The 18,012-nt window shown below is 70.5% G+C and carries 19 protein-coding genes; 12 read left to right on the top strand and 7 right to left on the bottom strand.

Annotated elements, in window-relative coordinates; all coding sequences use genetic code 11:
* Positions 1 to 23: 23 nt before the first annotated feature.
* The 4 genes from ACOZ35_RS02620 to tgtA all read left to right on the top strand — a co-directional run bounded on the left by ACOZ35_RS02620 (position 24) and on the right by tgtA (position 4,891).
* Positions 24 to 710, top strand: coding sequence for a precorrin-2 dehydrogenase/sirohydrochlorin ferrochelatase family protein (locus tag ACOZ35_RS02620; RefSeq protein ID WP_424014933.1), 687 nt, complete (start codon positions 24 to 26; stop codon positions 708 to 710).
* The gene (hemA, locus tag ACOZ35_RS02625; RefSeq protein ID WP_424014934.1) at positions 707 to 2,047 is read left to right on the top strand and encodes a glutamyl-tRNA reductase; all 1,341 of its coding nucleotides are present in this window, start codon (positions 707 to 709) and stop codon (positions 2,045 to 2,047) included. Before ACOZ35_RS02620 ends, hemA begins: the two co-directional genes overlap by 4 nt.
* 472 nt (positions 2,048 to 2,519) lie before the next feature.
* Entirely contained in the window at positions 2,520 to 3,296 is a 777-nt protein-coding gene (locus ACOZ35_RS02630; RefSeq protein WP_424014935.1) for a Nif3-like dinuclear metal center hexameric protein, read from the top strand.
* A 116-nt stretch (positions 3,297 to 3,412) separates the two neighbouring features.
* On the top strand, positions 3,413 to 4,891 hold the full coding sequence (gene tgtA / locus ACOZ35_RS02635; RefSeq protein WP_424014936.1) for a tRNA guanosine(15) transglycosylase TgtA: 1,479 nt from the start codon (positions 3,413 to 3,415) through the stop codon (positions 4,889 to 4,891).
* 114 nt (positions 4,892 to 5,005) lie between these two features.
* Here the strand turns inward: tgtA and ACOZ35_RS02640 are convergent, their stop codons facing one another.
* On the bottom strand, positions 5,006 to 5,338 hold the full coding sequence (locus ACOZ35_RS02640) for a 30S ribosomal protein S10 (RefSeq protein WP_424014937.1): 333 nt from the start codon (positions 5,336 to 5,338) through the stop codon (positions 5,006 to 5,008).
* Positions 5,339 to 5,511: 173 nt separating this feature from the next.
* On the opposite strand from ACOZ35_RS02640, the gene ACOZ35_RS02645 reads away from it, so the two are divergent.
* The 3 genes from ACOZ35_RS02645 (at position 5,512) to ACOZ35_RS02655 (ending at position 7,290) form a co-directional block, all read left to right on the top strand.
* On the top strand, positions 5,512 to 5,958 hold the full coding sequence (locus ACOZ35_RS02645) for a bis(5'-nucleosyl)-tetraphosphatase (protein WP_004596138.1): 447 nt from the start codon (positions 5,512 to 5,514) through the stop codon (positions 5,956 to 5,958).
* Positions 5,959 to 6,064: 106 nt separating this feature from the next.
* The gene (locus ACOZ35_RS02650; RefSeq protein WP_424014938.1) at positions 6,065 to 7,060 is read left to right on the top strand and encodes a DUF5787 family protein; all 996 of its coding nucleotides are present in this window, start codon (positions 6,065 to 6,067) and stop codon (positions 7,058 to 7,060) included.
* A gap of 20 nt (positions 7,061 to 7,080) precedes the next feature.
* Entirely contained in the window at positions 7,081 to 7,290 is a 210-nt protein-coding gene (locus ACOZ35_RS02655) for a hypothetical protein (RefSeq protein WP_424014939.1), read from the top strand.
* Between the two features lie 51 nt (positions 7,291 to 7,341).
* Here the strand turns inward: ACOZ35_RS02655 and ACOZ35_RS02660 are convergent, their stop codons facing one another.
* On the bottom strand, positions 7,342 to 10,419 hold the full coding sequence (locus tag ACOZ35_RS02660) for an FAD-binding and (Fe-S)-binding domain-containing protein (protein ID WP_424014940.1): 3,078 nt from the start codon (positions 10,417 to 10,419) through the stop codon (positions 7,342 to 7,344).
* A gap of 194 nt (positions 10,420 to 10,613) precedes the next feature.
* On the opposite strand from ACOZ35_RS02660, the gene ACOZ35_RS02665 reads away from it, so the two are divergent.
* The 3 genes from ACOZ35_RS02665 to ACOZ35_RS02675 all read left to right on the top strand — a co-directional run bounded on the left by ACOZ35_RS02665 (position 10,614) and on the right by ACOZ35_RS02675 (position 13,901).
* Positions 10,614 to 11,189, top strand: a complete 576-nt coding sequence (locus ACOZ35_RS02665; protein ID WP_424014941.1) for an LUD domain-containing protein — start codon at positions 10,614 to 10,616, stop codon at positions 11,187 to 11,189.
* Positions 11,186 to 13,474, top strand: coding sequence for an LUD domain-containing protein (locus tag ACOZ35_RS02670; RefSeq protein WP_424014942.1), 2,289 nt, complete (start codon positions 11,186 to 11,188; stop codon positions 13,472 to 13,474). The genes ACOZ35_RS02665 and ACOZ35_RS02670 overlap by 4 nt, the downstream gene beginning before the upstream one ends.
* A 112-nt stretch (positions 13,475 to 13,586) precedes the next feature.
* Positions 13,587 to 13,901: a PRC-barrel domain-containing protein gene (locus tag ACOZ35_RS02675; protein WP_007993659.1), complete on the top strand. Its 315-nt coding sequence runs from the start codon at positions 13,587 to 13,589 to the stop codon at positions 13,899 to 13,901.
* A 37-nt stretch (positions 13,902 to 13,938) separates the two neighbouring features.
* Here ACOZ35_RS02675 and ACOZ35_RS02680 read toward each other — a convergent pair whose 3' ends face one another.
* From ACOZ35_RS02680 to ACOZ35_RS02695, 4 genes are all read right to left on the bottom strand, one after another.
* A complete protein-coding gene (locus tag ACOZ35_RS02680) occupies positions 13,939 to 14,265 on the bottom strand; it encodes a hypothetical protein (RefSeq protein ID WP_007993657.1) in 327 nt (108 codons plus the stop codon).
* Positions 14,266 to 14,311: 46 nt separating this feature from the next.
* On the bottom strand, positions 14,312 to 14,728 hold the full coding sequence (locus ACOZ35_RS02685) for a hypothetical protein (protein WP_424014943.1): 417 nt from the start codon (positions 14,726 to 14,728) through the stop codon (positions 14,312 to 14,314).
* Between the two features lie 100 nt (positions 14,729 to 14,828).
* Positions 14,829 to 15,524 (bottom strand): hypothetical protein, encoded by a 696-nt coding sequence (locus tag ACOZ35_RS02690; protein ID WP_424016098.1) that lies wholly within the window; start codon positions 15,522 to 15,524, stop codon positions 14,829 to 14,831.
* 97 nt (positions 15,525 to 15,621) lie between these two features.
* Positions 15,622 to 16,182: a thioredoxin family protein gene (locus ACOZ35_RS02695; protein WP_424014944.1), complete on the bottom strand. Its 561-nt coding sequence runs from the start codon at positions 16,180 to 16,182 to the stop codon at positions 15,622 to 15,624.
* 130 nt (positions 16,183 to 16,312) lie between these two features.
* Between ACOZ35_RS02695 and ACOZ35_RS02700 the strand changes: the two genes are divergently transcribed.
* Together ACOZ35_RS02700 and ACOZ35_RS02705 are read left to right on the top strand one after the other, a co-directional pair.
* The gene (locus tag ACOZ35_RS02700; RefSeq protein ID WP_424014945.1) at positions 16,313 to 16,618 is read left to right on the top strand and encodes a DUF433 domain-containing protein; all 306 of its coding nucleotides are present in this window, start codon (positions 16,313 to 16,315) and stop codon (positions 16,616 to 16,618) included.
* A 3-nt stretch (positions 16,619 to 16,621) separates the two neighbouring features.
* On the top strand, positions 16,622 to 16,966 hold the full coding sequence (locus tag ACOZ35_RS02705) for a DUF5615 family PIN-like protein (RefSeq protein ID WP_424014946.1): 345 nt from the start codon (positions 16,622 to 16,624) through the stop codon (positions 16,964 to 16,966).
* 36 nt (positions 16,967 to 17,002) lie between these two features.
* Here the strand turns inward: ACOZ35_RS02705 and ACOZ35_RS02710 are convergent, their stop codons facing one another.
* Positions 17,003 to 17,947 carry a DUF368 domain-containing protein gene (locus ACOZ35_RS02710; protein WP_424014947.1) on the bottom strand — a complete coding sequence of 315 codons (945 nt, stop codon included), beginning with the start codon at positions 17,945 to 17,947 and terminating at the stop codon, positions 17,003 to 17,005.
* Positions 17,948 to 18,012 lie beyond the last annotated feature (65 nt).

Consider the following 18,012-nt stretch of genomic DNA (forward strand, 5'->3'; position numbering starts at 1 on the left):
ATAGCGCGACTCGGAGGGCGAGCGTGACCCCGCTGTACCACGACCTCTCGGGCGAGACGGTCGTCGTCTTCGGCGGCGGTGCCGTCGGCTCGCGGAAGGCGCGGGGGTTCGACGAGGCCGCGCGCGTCGTCGTCGTCAGCCCCGAGTTCGACGAGCGGCTGCTGTCGCTCGCGGACGAGCGCGAGGTTGACGGCGACGCCGATGGCGACGCGGCGGTGGAGCTCGTGCGCGCCGCGCCGGACGCCGACGCCGTCGACGACTGGATCGATCGCCTCGACCCGGCGCTCGCGGTCGCCGCGACCGATGACGCCGCGGTCAACGCCGCCGTGGAGGCGGCCGCGGTCGACCGGGGAATCTTAGTGAACCGGACGGACGTCTCGGGCGAGCGGGCCCCCGGGAGCGTGGTGGTGCCCGCGACGGTGGAGGACGACCCGGTGACCGTGGCGCTCTCGACGGGAGGGACGAGCCCCGCGCTCGCGAAGGCCCTGCGGGAGCGGATCGAGGCCGAGATCGAGGGGGCCGGCGCGATGGCGGCGCTCTCGGGAGAGATCCGCGAGGAGCTGAAAGCGGACGGTGTAGCCCCCGAGAAACGCCGGGAAGCGGTCCGGCGCGTTGTCAGGTCGCGGGGGGTTTGGAAGGGTTTACAAAAGGGGAGATCCAACGGACGGCAAGAGGCCGACACCGTGATTGAGGAGGTACTCGACCAATGAGAGAGACGGGTGCGATCGCCGGCGTGAGCGTCGCCCACGCCGACGCCACCGTCGACGAGATCGAGGCCGCCGGCGGCGACGGCGTCCGCGCGACCGTCTCCGACCTGCTCGCACGCGAAGGGGTCGAAGAGGCGTTCGCGGTGCAGACGTGTAACCGCTCGGAGGCGTACGTCGTCACCGACCGGACCGTCGACGGCACGACGGCGCTGTCGACGTTCGCGCCGGACGTGCGCGGCGGCGCGGTCCGCCGCCTCGACCACGAGGAGAGCCTGGAACACCTGATGCGCGTCGCCTCCGGGCTGGAGTCGCTCGTGCTCGGCGAGGACCAGATCATCGGCCAGCTGCGCGAGGCCTACGAGGAGTCGAAGTCCGCCGGCGGGATCGGGCCGGTGCTCAAAGACGCCGTGACGAAGGCGCTCCACGTCGGCGAGCGCGCGCGGACGGAGACCGAGATCAACGAGGGCGTCGTCTCGCTCGGCTCTGCGGCCGTCCGGCTCGCGGCGAGCGAGATCGATCTGACGGACGGGACGGCGGTCGTCGTCGGCGCCGGCGAGATGGGAACGCTCGCGGCCCGCACGCTCGACGACACCACCGTCTCGGAGATCGTCGTCGCGAACCGCACGGTGCCGCACGCGGAGTTCGTCGTCGAGGAGGTCGACACCCCCGCGGAGGCGGTGTCGCTCGCTGACCTCCCCGCGATCATCCCCGAGGCAGACCTCGTCGTCACCGCGACCGGGAGCCCCGACCTCGTCGTCCACCCCTCGTACGTCGACGGCGCGGGTCGGGTCGTCTGTATCGACATCGCGCAGCCGCGCGACGTCGACCCCGCGGCGGGCGCCCGCGAGGGCGTCACCGTCTACGATATCGACGACCTCGAGGACGTCACCCGCCGGACCAGAGAGAGCCGCGCGGAGGAGGCCCGGAAGGTCGAGTCGATCATCGACGAGGAGCTCGACCGCATCCTCCAGGCGTACAAGCGCAAGCGCGCCGACGACGCCATCTCGGCGATGTACGCCGGCGCGGACCAGGTGAAGGCGCGCGAGCTCGACCGCGCGATGTCGAAGCTGGAGGCGCAGGGCGGGCTCACCGACGAGCAGCGCGAGACGGTCGCGGATCTGGCGGACGCCCTCGTCGGCCAGCTGCTCGCGGCCCCGACGCGCTCGCTCCGCGACGCTGCCGGCGAGGACGACTGGGAGACGATCCGGACCGCGCTCCGGCTGTTCGACCCCGAGTTCGTGTCGGAGACCGAGGGGCCGGAGGAGGCGGACATCGCCGACGCCGCGGCCGGCGGCCCGGACGCAGTCCCGGACTCCGTCGCCGAGGAGCTCGACGACTAAGTTTTGGTTTATAAGCGGTTGTCAGTAGACCGGCGCTGAACGGTTCCGAATCCCCAGCCGCTCGCTTATAAATAGTTGATTACAGATAGACGAGGACCACCTCCAAAGCCCCAGCCGGGAGGTGGGCGCACGCTCGCTGTGCTCCTCACTCGGTCGCTCACGCTGTTCGCTCCCTCGTTGCGGTGCTTCCGTCGCCTGCGCCCATCTCCCGGCTGCCCCTTTGAGTCCCACCCGACCGCACCGCACAGCACCTCACACCTCCCCAGCCTCGTCAGTCGCCGTCGCTCCGCTCCGGCGACTGACTCCCTCGCGCGTGCTGGCTCGCGGCCTAGCGGCCGCTCGCAGGCACGCGCCACCGCATCGTTTATTTATAAATCGTTGTCTGCGAGAGTTGTGGCTCGACCGCGACTGCGAGCCGCTCCGATCCCGCTAGACCGCCGCGCTTTATTTCCCGCCCGACCCACGGTCCGATATGAAGCTCTCCGAGTACGTCGACCGACTCGACGACCGACTCGACACGGCCGCGTATGCCGACGTCGACGCAAGCGCGAACGGGCTCCAAGTGGGCCCGGACGACGCCGACGTGGAGCGCGTCGCGTTCGCCGTCGACGCCGCGCAAGCGACCATCGAGGCCGCCGCGGACGCGGGCGCGGACATCCTCGTCGTCCACCACGGGCTCTCGTGGGGCGGCATCGAGCGCGTCACGGGACAGGCGCACGACCGGATCGCGGCGCTCATCGAGAACGACCTCGCGTTGTACGTCTCCCATCTCCCGCTCGACGGGCACCAGGAGCTGGGCAACGCGGCGGGCGTCGCCGAGGAAGTCGGGCTCGCCGACCGCGACCCGTTCGGCGAGATGGGCCCGGTCACGATCGGGACGATCGGCGAGACGGGCGAGTCGCGGTCGGCGGATGCGATCCGCGAGACGCTCGACGGGTTCGAGGGGCAGCCGGCGGGAGAGGCGTCGCCCACGCAGGTGCTCGACTTCGGTCCCGATGAGATCGAGCGCGTCGCGGTCGTCACCGGCTCCGGCGTCGACTGGCTCGACGAGGCGGTCGCGGCCGACGCCGACGCGCTGATCACGGGTGAGGGGAAACAGCAGGTCTACCACGACGCCCAGGAGGCGGAGATTACGGTGTTCCTCGCCGGCCACTACGCCACGGAGACGTTCGGCGTCCGGGCGCTCCAGTCGCTGACGGACGAGTGGGGCGTTGAGACGACGTATCTCTCGCACCCGACGGGACTCTGAGCCGGCCGCCGAGGTGACCGCGCGCCGCCGGGACTCCGCGCCGACGGGGCGGCCGCGAGCGGGTGGCGCTCACCGCCGAACGCAACCCTTACCGCTCGCGTCCGCGCAGTCGGGGTATGCGCGATCACTTCGAGATCCGGGACCACGACGCCGCCGGGCGGATCGGCCGGCTGGAGGTCCCGCGCGCCGACGTCACGGTCGAGACGCCGGCGCTCCTGCCCGTGGTCAACCCCAACGTGCTCACTATCGAGCCCGAGCGGCTCCGCGGGGAGTTCGGCGCGGAGATGCTGATCACGAACTCCTACATCATCCGCAGCACGGACCGTATCCGCGACCGCGTGCTCGACCAGGGGCTCCACGAGTTCTTGGGGTTCGACGGCGCGATCATGACCGACTCGGGCTCCTTCCAGCTGGCCGAGTACGGCGACATCGACGTGACGACCGAAGAGATCATCGAGTTCCAGCGGCAGATCGGCAGCGACGTGGCGACTCCCGTCGACGTGCCGACGCCGCCCGACGCCGACCGCGAGCAGGCCGAGCGCGAGCTGGCGACGACGAAACAGGCGCTCGCCGACGCCGAGGACGCCGAGACCGGTGAGATGCTGGTCAACGCGCCGGTCCAGGGGTCGACGTACGCCGACCTCCGCGAGGAGGCGGGCCGGCACGCGGCCGCGACCGACCTCGATGTCTTCCCGGTCGGCGCGATGGTCCCCCTCCTGAACTCCTACCGCTACGCCGAGGTGGTCGAGGCGGTGCGCGCGGCGAAGCGCGGCCTCGGCCCGGGCGCGCCCGTCCACCTCTTCGGCGCCGGCCACCCGATGATGCTGGCGCTCGCCGTGGCGGCCGGCTGCGACCTGTTCGACTCGGCCGCCTACGCGCTGATGGCGCGCGACGGCCGCTACCTGACGGTCTCGGGAACGGAGCACCTCGAGGACCTCGACTACTTCCCCTGCTCGTGTCCGGTGTGCGCGGACCACACGCCCGCCGACCTCCGCGGGTTCGACGACGGCGAGACGGAGCGGCTGCTCGCCGAACACAACCTCCACGTCACCTTCGAGGAGCTGCGCCGCGTCAAGGAGGCGATCCGGTCGGGGACGCTCCTCGAACTGGTCGACCGCCGCGCCCGCGGCCACCCGGCGATGCTCGACGGCTACCGCGCGCTGCTCGACCACGCCGACGAACTGGAGCGCACCGACCCCGGCTCGAAGGACGCGTTCTTCTACACCTCTCACGAGGCGGCTCGCCGTCCGGAGGTCGAGCGCCACCAAACCCGTCTCGCCCGGCTGGCGGCGCCCGACGATCTCCTGCTCACCGAGTCTAAGGCGCCCTCGAACCACGACTACGACGCCGTGTGGCGGGTGAAGCCGCCGTTCGGTCCGTACCCGCCCGCGCTCTCGGAGACGTACCCGCTCACCGCGGAGGTTCCAGAGCGGACCGACGACGCGGCGCAGGTCGCGGCCGCGGAGGGGGTCGTGGCGCTTGCGGCGGCGAACTCCGAGACGACGATCACGCTCGGCCACGACGCGTGGTGCGAGCGCGCGCTCGCTCGGTTGCCCGAGCGCGTCGAGACGGAAAACCTGCGGACGCTCGGCTGACGAGCGGGGCGCTCGCTGGGCTGACGGCGCGTCGTGTGCCGTAAAAAACCGCAGCCGTGACCGCGTCGACCGTTCGTCCGGGACGGCGACTAACTGTTCTGGGCGCCGACCGCCTCAGTCGCGTCGGTGCCCGAGCGGCTTCTTCTGGTCGACTTCGACCTCGACGTGGATCGAGTCGGGGAAGTCGCGGCCGACGACGTCGCGCGCGATGTCGTCGGCGCCATGGATCTCCATCGAGCGCCGGTACACGTCGTAGCGCCACGGCGAGAACTCGTCGCCCGGCGAGAGGTTCTTGTACAGCGGGACGGTGACGTTCTCCGAGGGGCTCGCGTGCGGGCCCTTACACTCGGCGCCTTTCCGTTCGAGCGTCTCCTTGAGTTCTTGGACGGTCTCGACGAGCACGTCGCGGTCGCCGGACGCGAAGTCGAGTTTCGTGACGAAGGTCATGGCTGGGGGTTGTCCGCCAATGGCCGCCCGAGCGGTAAAAACGCATCTACCCGCGCTTGACGCGCGCGACCGCGCCGCGAATCCCGCCCGGAGACCGGTCGACGCAGCCGAGTCGCTCGCCGCTGTTCGGGAGTCCGACACGCTCTTTAGGGGTGATCGCTTACCTGCGGCTAATGACGGTCGAAGCGACCAGTGCCGGAGCCATCCTCTTCCGCGATACCCGCGGCGAACGGGAGTACCTGCTCCTGAAGAGCCGACCGGGGGACTGGGAGTTCCCCAAAGGCGGGGTCGAGGGGGACGAGGAGCTCCAGCAGACGGCGATACGAGAAGTCGGCGAGGAGGCCGGGATCGAGGATTTCCGGCTGATCGACGGGTTCCGCAGGGAGTACGACTACGTGTTCGAGGCGAACGGGAAGACCATCCACAAGACGGTCCACCTGTTCATCGCCCGCTCGTTCGAGGCGAGCGCCGAGCTCTCGAAGGAACACCGCGACCTCCAGTGGCGCGACTACGACCAGGCGCTCAACACGATCACCCAGGACGGTCCGCGCGACATCTTAGAGGAGGCCCACGACTACCTCGACGAGCGGAAAGACGAGGAGAACGGCAAGTACGTCTAACCGGGGAGCGGGGACGAACCGCGGGCGACGACCGCCCTGCCCCGGTTGTTGACCGCCCCGCCCCCGAGCGGTTCGCTTTTGTCCGCCCCGCTCGACGGGTCGACCAGTGACGCCCGACGCCGAGTTCGGCTACGAGCTTCTGGTCTGCCGGTATGCCGAGCTGACGTGGCACCCGAGCGAGGGGTCGCGGCCGGCGATCGTCGCCCGCCAGCTCGGCACCCAGGACCGACGGTGGGACACCGTCGTGATCGAGGTCGACCCGACAGCCTTCGCGGCGCGACGCGAGTTCGGCGACCGGACCATCGACTCCGACCTCCTCCACGTCGTCCGGGGCGCGCCCGCCGAGTGGGCGTTCTACCGCGACGCGCTGCCGCACCCGGGCTACCCGTGGCGCTACGTCCGGCAGGCGGTCCACCGCGCCGCGGGCCGTGACCTGATCGAGAAGCGCCGCGACGGCAACCGGATTCAGATCCGGCGGGTGCGGCCGTACCCGGACTGGGTCGAGCGGATCGTCGCGGTCGAGAACAAGCCGGACCTCGACCGCTCCGCGGCCGACCGGCTCGCCGACCAGCTCGACCACGACATCGAGACCGCGCTCGCCGACGAGGCGTGGCTGGCGACCGAGACGACCGGCGAGCGCGTCGAGCCCGCCCTGCTCCGCGAGATGCCCGTCGAGGCTGGGATCCTCGCGACCGACTTCTCCGGCGGCGTCGACGCCGACGCGGCCGACGTGGCGTGGCACCCGAGCGACCTCTCCCCGGGGGAAGGCGAGCGCCGCGACGCCGAGACAGAGACGCTGCGACTGGAGATCGCCGAGCGCGCCTACGGGAAGGGATGGCGCTCGTACCACGACACGATGCGCCCCGACTGCCGGCACTTCGAACTCCGGCGCGAGGGCCGCGCGCTCGTTCCCCACTGCGCGGCGAAGGGGAAGCTCCCCACCGCGCGGGAGTGTTCGGGCTCGTGTTCCGAGTTCTCGCCCGAACCCCCGCAGTGGCGCACGAAGGGGTGGCCGATAGAGGGCGGGCCCGGGAAGGGGTTCAAGTGGCTACTGCGGAGACGGCGGGAACGCGAGCGGGACCGGGCCGAAACCGTTGAGTGAGCGGCGGCGTCAGCGACCGTATGCGGTTCCCGAACCCGTCGCTCTCCGAGTACGCGCTCAACACGGCGGTCGTGGTCTTTACGCTGGCCGTCCTCCAGTACACCGGGTGGCTCTCCGACGATCCCGCCGGACTTGACCCGGCGTTCCTCGTCGCGGTCGCGGTGCTGTTCCCCGCGTTCTCGTACCTGATCGCCCTCGTCGCGGCGAACGTCTGGTCGAGCGCGGAGTGAAGGCCAAGGCCGGCGCCGACGAACCCTGACCGACGGCCCGCAGCCGCCTCCCTACGCCAGCGCGGCCGCCAGCTTCTCTATCGGGTGCGTCGGATCCGGGACCTCGCCGGGGCCCTCCTCCAGCTGCGTCCGGCAGGAGGTGCCGGGCGCGACGAGGGCGTCGCCGTCGCTGGCGTCGACCTGCTCGAAGAGGGTCTCGCCGATCGCCTTACTCATCGAGTAGTGCTCGGCCTCGTAGCCGAACGATCCCGCCATCCCGCAACAGGAGGAGTCGAGCGGGTCGACGCCGTAGCCGGCGCGCCGCAGCACGCCGACCGCGTGGTGGTCCTTCTTCGTCGCCTTCTGGTGGCAGTGGCCGTGGTAGGTGAGCGACTCGGTCGGCGCGTCGAGGGGGAGGTCCTCGTCAAGCCGGTGGGCGTCGACGTACTCCATGACGCCGTAGGCGCTCTCCGAGACGGCCGCCACGTCGGCGTCAGGCACGTCGCTGGCGTCGCCGTCGAGCAGGTCGTGGTAGTCCGACTGGAGCATGACGGCGTCCGACGGCTCGACGACGACCACGTCCCAGCCGTCGCGGACGTCAGGCGCGAGCGTCTCTACAGCCGATTTGGCGGTCTCGCGCGACACGTCGAGCATCCCCTTCGAGTGGGGCGGGCGCCCGCTGCCGTTGACGTCCGGAATCCGAACGTGGCAGTCCGCGGCCTCTAACACCCGCACCGCGGCCTTCCCCGCGCCCGGATTGGTGTAGGTGGTGTACACGTCGGGGAATAAGAGCACGTCGCGGGCGGCCTCCTCGCGCGGGACGCCCGCGCCGCCGCGCGCCTCGAACCAGTCGACGAGCGTCTCCGAGCGGAAGGTCGGGAGGTCGCGCTCCTTCGCGATCCCGAGCGCCTTCTCCGCGATGAGGCCGCTGCCGGGAATCTTGTTCGGCAGGTTCGAGAGCGGCGCGAGCTTCGAGGCGAGCGGCGCGAGCGACTCGAACCTTCCGAGCAGCCGCGTCCGGAGGTCGATCCCGTGTTCCTCGTGGTGGGCGTGTTCGACCTCGGCCTTCAGCTTCGCCATGTCGACGCCGCTCGGACAGTCGACCTTACAGCCCTTACAGCCGACACAGAGGTCCATCACCTCGGTGACGAACTCGTCGTCGGTCGGGTCGTCGGGAAGCTCGCCGCTGATGGCGCCGCGGAGCATGTTCGCCCGCCCGCGGGTCGCCTGAATCTCCTCGTCTGCGGCGCGGTAGGTCGGGCACATCACGCCGCCGGTTGTCTCCTGGGGCCCGCGGCAGCCACCGCAGCCGTGACAGAGCTCGACCATCCCCTGCATCCCGTTGTCGACGGCCCACTCCATCGCGGGGTCGAAGCCGGCGTCGTACTCGTAGTCGGCGTCGAATCGGAGGTTCTCGCGCATGTCGAACTCGCCGCAGACGTTCCCGGGGTTGAGCAGCCAGTCGGGGTCGAACGCGGTCTTGAGGTCGCGGAACGACTCCCAGAGCTCGTCGCCGTACAGCTTCCGGTTCCACTGCGTTCTGGCGCGGCCGTCGCCGTGCTCGCCCGAGACAGAGCCGCCCAGCCGGACCACCGCGTCGGTGACGCGGTCGGCGATGTCGAGCATCGCCTCGACGTCGTCGACCTCCTTCGTGTTGATCAGCGGGCGGATGTGTAACACGCCCGGCCCGGCGTGCGCGTAGAACGTCGCGAACGTGTCGTTGTCCTCCAGGATCTGCTGGAACTCGCGGGTGTACTCCGGCAGGTGCTCCGGCGGGATCGCGCAGTCCTCGATGAAGGAGATGTGCTTCTCGTCGGTGGTCCGCGAGAGGAGGATCGGGAGCCCCGCTTTCCGCATCTTCCAGAACCGGTCGCGCTCCGCGGGGTCGTGCGCCTCCATCGCGTGCGCCGCCCGGCGGGGGTGGCTCGTCGTCTCGGCGGCGCCGGCGCTCGGCTCGGCGTCCGTCTCGACCTCGGACCCCTCAGCGCCTTCCGCGCCGCCCACCCGGTCCGCGATCAGGTCCGCGACCTTCCGCTTCCCCTCGACATCGTTCTCCGCGTAGAACTCGACGAGGAGCACGGAGTCGGTGCCGTCCGGGAGCATGCCGACGACATCCTCGAACTCCGGCGTGTCGGCGGCGAGCCCCAGCAGGACGTCGTCCATCACCTCGACGGCGGCAGGGTCGTGTTCGAGACACGCCGCCACGTCCTCCATCGCGTCGAGGAGATCGTCGTAGGTGAGCAGTGCGACCGCCTTCGTCTCGGGGATCTCCACGAGCGAGACGGTCGCCTCCGTCACCGTCGCGAGCGTCCCCTCGCTGCCGGCCATGAGGCGGCCGAGGTTGACGACGCCTTCGTCGCCGTACTCGCCGCGGTACTCGGCGAGCAGGCGGTCAAGGTTGTAGCCGGAGACGTTCCGCTTCAGCTCCGGGAACCGCTCGTCGATCCGGTCGGCCTCCTCGTCGAGGATCCGCACGACCTCGGCGTGGATCCGGGGGAGGAGGTCGTCGCTGTCGGGGTCGGCGGACTCGCGGAGGTCCTCGACCGCGACCTCGCGGAACGTCGCGACGGTGCCGTCTGCGAGGACGACCTCCACCTCCTCCACGTAGTGGTCCGTCTTCCCGTACTTCAGGGAGTGCGAGCCGGTGGAGTTGTTCCCGATCGCGCCGCCGACCGCGGACTTGTCGCGCCACGCCGGGTCGGGCGCGAACTTCAGGCCGTCGGGCTCGACCGCGGCGTTGAGGTCGCCCACGTACGCGCCCGCCTGAACGCGGGCCCGATTCGCGTCGGGGTCGGTGGAGAGCACGTCGTCCATCTCGCCGGTCAGGTCGAGGACGACCGCCTCGTTGACAGTCTGCCCGGCGAGCGAGGTGCCGCCCCCGCGGGGGAGGACGGGAATTCCCTCCTCGAAGCAGTACTCGTGGACGGCCGCGACGTCCGCGGTCGACTCCGGGATTACGACGCCGATCGGGGTGACCTCGTACGCCGAGGCGTCGGTCGCGTACAGCCGCTTGGAGTAGTCGTCGAACCGAACGTCGCCCGCGACGCGCTCGTCGAGCGCGTCGACGAGGTCGGGTCGCTCCACCGCGCCGCCGGTGTAGTCGAAGTCCCCGCCGTCCGTGGGGTCTGGACCCGGGGTGTTAGTCGCCATGCGAATCTCTCACGGTCGAACCGTGAAAAAACCTCCTTCCGGCTCCGCGTCGGGGGAATTCGGTCCCCGAATCGGAACTGGTCGACGCCGGAAGTCGGCCTCGTCTGCGCGCGAGGCGGCACCGTCCGCTCGCCAGGGTTCCGCGTCTTGGGAGCCGCCGGAACACACATATGCTGGCCGGCGAAGGGACGATCATGCCACTCGCAGACACGTCGACGTTCACCCGTCGGCTCGACGACCTCGGCGTCGCGGTCTCGGCGGGGCCGCCGGCGGAGTGCGCAGCCATGGTCGAGGCGGCCGCGGGCGAGCCGGCGGTGGGGGTACCGCTCGGCCGCTCGGGGCCTGACGGGCTCACCGACTCGCCCGCGACGCTCCCGGACCGGGTCGAGACCGATCCCACGACCGCCGACTTACGCCGGGCGCACACCGGCGTCACCGCCGCGTCGCTCGGGGTCGCCGAGTACGGGAGCGTCGCGCTGGAGGCGGACGCGGCCGGCTCGGAGCCAGTGAGCCTCTTCGTCGACCGCCACGTGGTCGTCCTCCGGGAAGCGGACCTCGTCCCGGACATGCCCGACGCCTTCGACTGGCTCGGCCCGCGAGCGCGCGACGAGTCGGTCGACGTGGTGTTCGCGACCGGCCCGAGCGCGACCGCGGACATGGGCGGGCTCGTCCACGGCGCGCACGGGCCGAAGGAGGTCCACGTGGTCCTGTTGCGCGACGACGACGCGGACGAACCGAACGACACCGAAGACGCGGAGGGCGTCCGATGAGCAGCGACGCCGAGACCGGCGCGAGCGACGCCGCTGGCGCGGGCAACCCCGACCGCGAGACGAAGGCCGAGCGGATCCGCGAGCTGCTGGCGACCGAGGGCGACGCGGTCGCCGAGAACACGCGCGGGTTCAACGAGGGGCGCTACGAGTCGACCGGTCGCCTCGACGACTACGAGGCGTTGAAAGACGAGGCGCGCGCCATCAAGGAGGACGCGATCGAGCGGCTCCCCGACCTCATCGACGAGGTGACGGAGACGGTCGAGGCGAACGGCGGGACCGTCTACCTCGCCGACGACGCGGCCGACGCGAACCGGTACATCCGCGAGGTCGCGGCCGAGCGCGGCGCCGACCGCGCGGCCAAATCGAAGTCGATGACCTCCGAGGAGATCGAGGTGAACGACGCGCTCGAAGCCGACGGCGTCGAGGTCGTCGAGACCGACCTCGGCGAGTGGGTGCTCCAGCTGGCCGACGAGGAGCCCTCCCACATCGTCGCGCCGGCGATCCACAAGTCCCGCGAGGCGATCGCGGAGCTGTTCGCCGAGCGGTTCGACCTCGACGACCCGCCCGAGACCGCAGAAGAGCTCACGATGTTCGCCCGCGAGCGGCTCGGCGAGCTGATCGAGGGCGCCGACCTCGGAATGACCGGCGCGAACTTCATCGCGGCCGACTCTGGCACGATGCTCCTCGTCACCAGCGAGGGGAACGCCCGGAAGACGGTGACCGCGACCGACACGCACGTCGCGGTCGCGGGCGTCGAGAAGCTCGTCCCGACCGTCGAGGACTTCTCCCCGTTCGTCGAGCTGATCGGGCGGTCAGGAACCGGCCAAGACGTGACCTCCTACATCTCGACGCTCACGCCGCCCGTGGACTCGCCGGTGCCTGACTTCCAGAACGACGAGACACCGCTCGCCGCCGACTCTGACGGCTCCGGCGCCGACCGCGACTTCCACCTCGTCCTCATCGACAACGGGCGCTTGGCGATGCGCGACGACGAGGAACTGAAGGAGACGCTGTACTGTATCCGCTGTTCGGCCTGTTCGAACGCCTGCGGGAACTTCCAGAGCGTCGGCGGCCACGCGTTCGGCGGCGAGACGTACTCCGGCGGGATCGCGACGGGCTGGGAAGCCGGCATCGAAGGGCTCGACACCGCCGCCGAGTTCAACGACCTCTGTACCGGCTGCTCGCGCTGCGTGCCGGCGTGTCCGGTCGGCATCGATATCCCGTGGATCAACACCGCGGTCCGCGACCGGATCAACCGCGGCGAGGCGGAGCCCGGCCAGACGGACTGGATGTTCGAGGAGCTGGTCCCCGACGAGGAGCCCGGCGGACTCGACCTCAGCACGCGCCTCGTGGGGAACTACGCGACGCTCGCGGAGTGGGGGCATAAGACCGCGCCGGTCGCTAACCGCCTCGCGAACGCCGGCCCGGTGCGCGCGCTCGCCGAGCGCGTGGCCGGGATCGACCGCCGCCGCGACCTCCCGGCGTTCGCGCGCGAGTCGCTCGTCGAGTGGTTCGACGCGCGGGGCGGGCCCGCCGTCCCGGCCGACGAGGCGGCCCGCGAGGCCGTCGTCTACCCGGACACCGCGACGAACTACGTCGACGTCGAGCGCGGGAAGGCGACCGTCAGGGCGCTGGAGGCGCTCGGCGTTCACGTCCGCGTGCCGGACCTCCCCGGGAGCGGCCGCCCGCCGCTCTCGCAGGGGATGATCGCGACCGCCGAGGCCGCCGCAGAGGATCTGTACGCCGGGCTGGCGCCCCACCTCGACGCCGGCCGCGACGTGGTCGTGATCGAGCCGAGCGATCTCGCGACGTTCCGCCGCGAGTACGAGCGGTTCCTCCCGGCCGACTCCTACGAGCGGCTCGCGGACGCGAGCTACGACGCGATGGAGTACGCCTTCGGCCTGCTGGAGAACGGTGCCGACCCGGCGGCGCTGCGCGCGCCGAGCGAGGGCACCGGGCCGGTGGCATCCGGAAAGCGGATCGCGTACCACCCGCACTGTCAGGCCCGCACGGTCGAGGTGGGCGAGTACGCGACCGCGGCCCTCGAGCGGCTCGGCTACGACGTGCGCGTCTCCGACACGGAGTGTTGCGGGATGGCGGGTTCGTTCGGCTACAAGACGGACTACTACGAGCTGAGCATGGACGTGGGCGAGCCGCTTCGGGAGCAGTTCGGCGACACCGACCGCACCGTCGTCGCCCCCGGGACGTCCTGTACCGAGCAGCTCGACGCCCTGCTGGACTCGTCCCCGCTCCACCCGATCGAAGTGATCGCGCCTCGAGAGTGAGGCGGAACCGGGGGCGAGCGGGACGCGGAGTGCGACGCGCGGGAGGGGAGATGTCCGACGCGCGTCGTTCGACAACGAACGCTTATTAGGCGCGCTCGTGTCCGTATCGTGTATGAACGCAGCCCCCGAAGAGATCACGTCGCTCGTCGGTCGCGAGGTGTACTCGAGCAACGGCGTTTTTGTCGGCGAGATCGAAGACATCCAGCTCGACTTGGACGCGCGCTCCGTCACCGGCCTCGCGCTCGCCGAACTCAACCACGAGCTGTTCGCCGGACAGCTGGGCGGATCGACCGGCGTCGTCGTCCCGTATCGCTGGGTCCGCGCTGTCGGCGACGTCGTCCTGATCAACGACGTCATCGAGCGGTACGACACCGGCGAGTCGGAGGAGGAAGGGAGCGAGATCGAGGCGCGGCCGGAGTCACGGTAACCGGTTCCCGACCCGGCGCGTCGCGCTCGGTGCCGCTTCAGAAGGGAAGGGCGTCGCGGAGGCTGGCGATCACGCCGCGCTCCTCGCGACGTGCCTCGTCGAACACCGGGTAGAGGGCGTCAAGAAACGCCGTCTCGTTTTCGAACTTCTCCTGTGGTACGCGGTCGAGCGCGTCCGCCAGCGCGATGGAGCGGCCCTGCGCGTCGTACGGGACCTCTTGGTCGCCGAGCGCGTCGCGTAGCTCCGCGGCCGTCGCGGGAAACGACACGTCCGCCTCGTCGAGTCGGGCGTCGAGCGCGGCGATGCCGAACTCGATCGCCTCCGGCTCCTTCGTATCACCGCCGCCGGGTGGCCGTGCTGCCATTGCCGTCGGGTACTCCCTCCGACGGCTTCAAACCCCTGCTCTCGGCTCACTCCGGGACCGACTCGGTCGGCGGTTCGGCGTCGACGACGGCGAGTTCGACCCCGTCTCCGGACCGGTCGAAGGCGGCGACCGAGTCGTCGTCGTACGGCGGGACGGCGACAATCACCACGCCCGCGAGGTCGTCGGTCCGCGACACCCCGAGGAACCCGTCCGGGTGCGAAACGAACCGCGCGCCGCCCTCGCCAGCCGGTGTGCCGAGATCGACGCCAAACACGGAGCTGACGGAGCCCCCCACCGACGGAAGCGTGAAGTGGGTCACCACCGGCGTCGCCGGGTCGAGCCCGAGGTCGGTCTCGAACTCCCCGGCGGGCGTCGCCGAGAGCCGGACGTTCACCTCGTCGGGGTCCTCGCTCGCGGCGCGCTCACGGAGCACGGTCAACAGGTCGCGGGTGACGTAGATCACAATTCAGCCGTCGCTACGGGACGCATTGGCAAAAGTTCACGCACCGTTCGGTCGGCGGGTTCGGCGGCCGTCCGCCCCCACCGCCGGTCTCACCCCGTGCTCAGAACGGCAGCGCCGACCTGAGCGTCTTCGCGTACAGGCCGGGCGCCTTCGACCGCGAGTCGGAGAGCGCGTCCTCGAGGGCGACGGCGGCGCGCTCGTGGACACCCACGCCGTGCCCGACGATGACGCGCTCGGGGTCGAGCCCGGAGAGCGCGCCAGTCGGCGGCGTGAGCCGCAACATGGGGTGGACGCCGAGGCGCTCGCGGGCGCCGCGGAAGTACGAGGCGGAGCCGAGCGACTCGGGGACGATCAGCGTCTCCCCGTCGAAGAGCCCGACCTCCTGCCACGGCGGCAGCGAGGAGTCGCGGATCCGGATCGCCTCGAAGCCGGTGTCCGCGAGCCGCGAGCCGAACCGCTCGATCTCGACGTCCGGGTCGAGCTCCTCCGCGACGCCCGTCATCCACTCGGGGACGTACACCGGGACGTCGTGGCGCGCAGCCACTTCGCCGCTGTCGCGCACGTGGCGGTCGAGCCCGACCACGACGCCGGCGACGGTCCCCAACTCGGCGAGCAACTCGTCGACGCCGGGCGCGTCGACCGGGTCCACTACCCAGACGTCGTCTCCGTCCGTCTCCTCGTTTTCGACCGCGAACGCGTGGCTCGCGCGTTCCATCGTCTCGTCGGGGTACGCGATCCAGCCGACGCCGCCGTCGTACCGATCGATCTCGTGGAGGTCCGGCTCGTCGCCTTTCATGCTCATACCACCCGTTCGGCCCGGACGCTTGTTAACCCCTCTCCGGCGGAACGCCGATCCGGGACCGCACGCCGCATTCGGCGACGGTCACCGAGCCTCAGGCGTCGGGCCACTTTATCGAGCAGCCGCGGGAGGGGCGGTCGGGGATCTCGACCTCGTCGCCCGCGAGGACGGCGTCGACTGCGTCGCGAATGTAGAACTCCGTCGCCTCATCGTCGGGGTTGAGCGCGTCGTCGAGGCGCCCGTGATACCGGAGCCGCCACTCCCCGTCCTCGCGGCCGAAGAGGAACGGGTCGGGCGTACAGACGGCGTCGTAGGCGGCGGCGACCTCGCCGGTCTCGTCGCGGAGGTACGCGTCGTACGCGACCGTGCCGTCTGCGACCGCCTCGCGCATCGCCGCGAAGGAGTCATCCGGGTACTCGTCGGCGTCGTTGGGGTTGATCCCGACGACGGCGAGGTCGTCGTACTCGGCTGCGAGATCGTTCAGAAGGTCGATCTTCGCCTTCGCGTACGGGCAGTGGTTACAGGTAAAGATGACGAGCAGCGCGTCCGTCTCGAAGTCGTCGAGCGCGTACGTCTCCCCGTCCGCGCCGGGCAGTTCGAAGTCGGGCGCGGCGTCGCCGCGATCGAGCGCCGAGTCAGATTCCATCTGGACCATATGAGGGCGTACGAGCGGGAGCCGAAAAGGCGTTGCGAGCCACAAAAAAGAGCCCATTCGGTCACAGAACACATTCGGCGGTCCGTCCCACCGGCAAAGACTAAAGGCCACTACGACGGTAGCTGTCGGTATGTCGAGGCAGATGAACACCGTCGTCTCTGGTGACGAGTCGGGAATCCACGACGAGCCGCACATTCGAGACCGGCGAATCACCGTGAGCCACATCCACTCGCTGGTTGAGGAGCGCGGCCTCGACGCGCAGACCGTCGCGGACCGCTTCGACCTCACTGCCTCGGAGGTTTACCACGCGTTGGCGTACTATCACGACCATCCCGAAGAGATGCGGGCAGTCGAAGAACGCCGTCGAGAGCTACGCGAGGCCGCAAACGACGATCCGAGCATCATCACCGGCCCCGAGGATCTGTCGGAATCGTAGCGCATGCGGGTGGCGTTTCTACTTGACGAGAACATCGCGGCTCCGCTCGCCGACAAACTCGCTAAGGCCGGCCACGACGTAGAGCGGGTCGTCGACGTGAACGACCTCGGGGAGGGCATCGACGACACCACGATTCGTCGGTACGCCGTTGAGGAGGATCGTCTCATCGTCACGAGTGATGACGATTTCGTCCGGATGCCGGCCGACTCGCACAGCGGCGTGTTCTACGTGCCCGACCAATCACTTGATCCACAGGAACTTTATTACATTATCCAGCGCGTCGTCGAAGCGTTTCCCAATCGGGAAGCCATGGAGACAGTGACGTTCGTCACTTCCGACTGGCTCTAATTCAATTTCCTCGATCGGGACCGACTCCTTGCCGGCTCAGTACTCGATCGCCGCGGAGTAGCGGTTCAACACGACCACGAGCCCGGCGCCGGCCAGCGCCGCCAGCGCGAACCGCGGCCCGGCCGCCCGCCACGACTCCCCGCTCTCGGCCAGGATGCCCGTCGTCTCGGCGACGGGCGCGCGCAGCGCCCCGACGACGAGGCTCACGAGGAACGCCATCGTCGCGGCGCGGGCGCGGTCGAGCGCGTACCGGACAGCGTGCGCGATGGTGACAAGACCCACTACACCTCCGGCGCAGAACGCGGCGACGACCGGCGCGGTCTCGATGACCCCGTCGGCGCCCCGGCCGAGCGCGAGCGCGACCACGCCGTCGACGAACCGCCCGACCGTCCCCGCCATGTAGTTGTACTGTCCGAGGACGATCAACAGCAGCGAGCCGGAGATGCCGGGGAGGATCATCGCGCTGACCGCCACCGCGCCCGCGACGGCGACGACCGGCAGCGAGGTCGCCACCGCGGCGGAGGCGTAGCCGGATGCCAGGAACGCGACCGCGAAGCCCCCGATTGCGGCCGCCTTCCGCGCCGGCGTCGCGAGGTCGACGTCGGCGAAGAGCACCGCCGCGCTCGCGGCGATCAGCCCGAAGAAGAAGCCGTACGTCGCGACCGGCCGCGTCGTCAACAGGTAGTCGACGCCGCTCAGCACGGCGACGACCGCGGTGCCGATCCCCGCGCCGAGCGCGAGCAGGAAGCCGGCGTCGAGCTCGCCGAACGCCGTCCGGGCGTCCGCGCGATCCGCCGACCGCACGCCCGCGAGTATCCGGCGAAGTCGCGCGGGGGTCGCGGCCGTGATCGCCGCCACGAGGCGCTCGTAGACGCCGACGATAAGCGCGATGGTGCCGCCGGAGACGCCCGGCACGGCGTCGGCGCTCCCCATCGCCACGCCCTTCAGATAGATCGTCGCCCACTCGCGGAGTTCGGCCATCTGCTCGCAGAAAGCGTCGCCGCGGTTATGAAGGGCCGGGTGTCAGGCGGCCGCGTCGACCGCGG

It is taken from the genome of Halorubrum xinjiangense, assembly GCF_049604745.1.
In the GTDB taxonomy this organism is placed as follows: Archaea; Halobacteriota; Halobacteria; order Halobacteriales; family Haloferacaceae; genus Halorubrum; species Halorubrum xinjiangense_A.

Excerpts from the sequence above, each read along its gene's own strand:
- ACOZ35_RS02680 (WP_007993657.1), bottom strand. The coding sequence starts at position 14,265 with ATGGCAGCACGGCCACCCGGCGGCGGTGATACGAAGGAGCCGGAGGCG.
- tgtA (WP_424014936.1), top strand. The coding sequence starts at position 3,413 with ATGCGCGATCACTTCGAGATCCGGGACCACGACGCCGCCGGGCGGATC.
- ACOZ35_RS02665 (WP_424014941.1), top strand. The coding sequence starts at position 10,614 with ATGCCACTCGCAGACACGTCGACGTTCACCCGTCGGCTCGACGACCTC.
- ACOZ35_RS02700 (WP_424014945.1), top strand. The coding sequence starts at position 16,313 with ATGTCGAGGCAGATGAACACCGTCGTCTCTGGTGACGAGTCGGGAATC.
- ACOZ35_RS02640 (WP_424014937.1), bottom strand. The coding sequence starts at position 5,338 with ATGACCTTCGTCACGAAACTCGACTTCGCGTCCGGCGACCGCGACGTG.
- ACOZ35_RS02670 (WP_424014942.1), top strand. The coding sequence starts at position 11,186 with ATGAGCAGCGACGCCGAGACCGGCGCGAGCGACGCCGCTGGCGCGGGC.
- ACOZ35_RS02630 (WP_424014935.1), top strand. The coding sequence starts at position 2,520 with ATGAAGCTCTCCGAGTACGTCGACCGACTCGACGACCGACTCGACACG.
- ACOZ35_RS02645 (WP_004596138.1), top strand. The coding sequence starts at position 5,512 with ATGACGGTCGAAGCGACCAGTGCCGGAGCCATCCTCTTCCGCGATACC.
- ACOZ35_RS02655 (WP_424014939.1), top strand. The coding sequence starts at position 7,081 with ATGCGGTTCCCGAACCCGTCGCTCTCCGAGTACGCGCTCAACACGGCG.
- ACOZ35_RS02705 (WP_424014946.1), top strand. The coding sequence starts at position 16,622 with ATGCGGGTGGCGTTTCTACTTGACGAGAACATCGCGGCTCCGCTCGCC.
- ACOZ35_RS02660 (WP_424014940.1), bottom strand. The coding sequence starts at position 10,419 with ATGGCGACTAACACCCCGGGTCCAGACCCCACGGACGGCGGGGACTTC.
- ACOZ35_RS02690 (WP_424016098.1), bottom strand. The coding sequence starts at position 15,524 with ATGAAAGGCGACGAGCCGGACCTCCACGAGATCGATCGGTACGACGGC.
- ACOZ35_RS02710 (WP_424014947.1), bottom strand. The coding sequence starts at position 17,947 with ATGGCCGAACTCCGCGAGTGGGCGACGATCTATCTGAAGGGCGTGGCG.
- ACOZ35_RS02695 (WP_424014944.1), bottom strand. The coding sequence starts at position 16,182 with ATGGTCCAGATGGAATCTGACTCGGCGCTCGATCGCGGCGACGCCGCG.
- ACOZ35_RS02675 (WP_007993659.1), top strand. The coding sequence starts at position 13,587 with ATGAACGCAGCCCCCGAAGAGATCACGTCGCTCGTCGGTCGCGAGGTG.
- hemA (WP_424014934.1), top strand. The coding sequence starts at position 707 with ATGAGAGAGACGGGTGCGATCGCCGGCGTGAGCGTCGCCCACGCCGAC.